Origin of the sequence: Nitrosospira multiformis, assembly GCF_003050865.1 — a bacterium.
GTDB classification, from domain to species: Bacteria; Pseudomonadota; Gammaproteobacteria; order Burkholderiales; family Nitrosomonadaceae; genus Nitrosospira; species Nitrosospira multiformis_E.
On record NZ_QAOK01000077.1, the window covers coordinates 1 to 1313 of the forward strand.

1 protein-coding gene is annotated in these 1313 nt (G+C 60.0%); it reads right to left on the bottom strand.

Annotation, left to right across the window (positions count from 1 at the left end):
- Positions 1-1313 (bottom strand): non-ribosomal peptide synthetase (locus C8R21_RS15520; RefSeq protein ID WP_146162529.1); only part of this gene is annotated, 1313 nt, incomplete at both ends.

Here is a 1313-nt window from a genome sequence, read left to right on the forward strand (position 1 = left end):
CCTGTGCGGTAGAGCCGCCCGCCTGTCTCATCGAAGGGATCGGCTATGAAACGCTCAGCAGTCAGGCCTCCCCGGTTGAGATAGCCGCGAGCGAGCAGTTCGCCTCCTATGCACAGCTCACCGGGAATTCCAGGGGGAACAGGAGTCAGGTTGGCGTCCAGCAGATAGATATGACGGGCGGCAAGCGGACTACCGATGGGGACAATGGGCGCAATGGGCACTTGGGAGGGTACCTGGACGGATATTTCATCGTTACCCTGCGAATAATCGCTGCAATTCGATACGGTCGCGGTTACAGCGGCTTCAGTCGGACCATAGGTATTCAGCAGGGTCACCCCGTCGAGTCCCGCCTCACACCAGGCTTTGAGTCCTTCAGGCGACATGGCCTCACCACCCGCATGAACTTGGCGTAACAGGCCGTAGTCGCGCGAGCCACCTCTGGCAAAATCCTGCGCCAGCATGAGCCAGTAGGCGGTTGTAAGATCGGCAACCGTGATGCGCTTTTCGATCAGTTCGCGATAGAAAGTCTCGCTGTCCCACAGCGCCGGGCCGCGCAAGACAATGGCCGCACCCGCGCACAAAGGGGGGAAGAGCTGTTCGATAAACCCGTCGAAGTTGATGGTGGAAAATTGCAGCATCCGGTCTGTGGAACCGAGGCCGAAGAAGCCTACCGCTACCTGGGCATGTTCCGCCAGCGCATGATGCGCCACCCCCACGCCCTTTGGTTTTCCTGTGGAGCCTGAGGTATAGATGACATAGGCAAGGTTGTGTCGATGCAGGGCGGCTTGCGGGTTGCTGCCGGATTCATCCTCAAGGTCGAGCCTGTCAAGCTCCAGCACCGGATATTGGCCGGAGTGGGGAATGCGTGATCGAATCCGGCTTTGCGTCAGCAGCAGCCCCATGGCGCTGTCTGTCGCCATGTAGGCCAGCCGCTCCTGGGGATATTCCGGGTCGAGCGGCACATATGCCCCGCCCGCCTTCAGGATGGCAAGCAGCCCCACCACCATGTCGATCGAGCGCTCCACCGCAATGCCTACCTTGACCTCCGGCCCAACCCCAAGCCCGATCAAGCAATGCGCCAGGCGGTTCGCTCTTGCATTCAGCTCACCATAACTCAATTCGACATCGCCAAAGATCAGCGCAACCGCTTCCGGTTGAACTTCAACCTGCCGCTCGATCAGCCTGTGTACGGGCTCCGCATTTTCATAGCGCTGCTCGTTGATCCCCCAGATCTGAAGCTGCGCCCGCTCGGCTTCACTGAGGATGTCGATGTTGCCAAGGCTCTGCTGCGGATGCTCGGCCAGTTGCTCCAG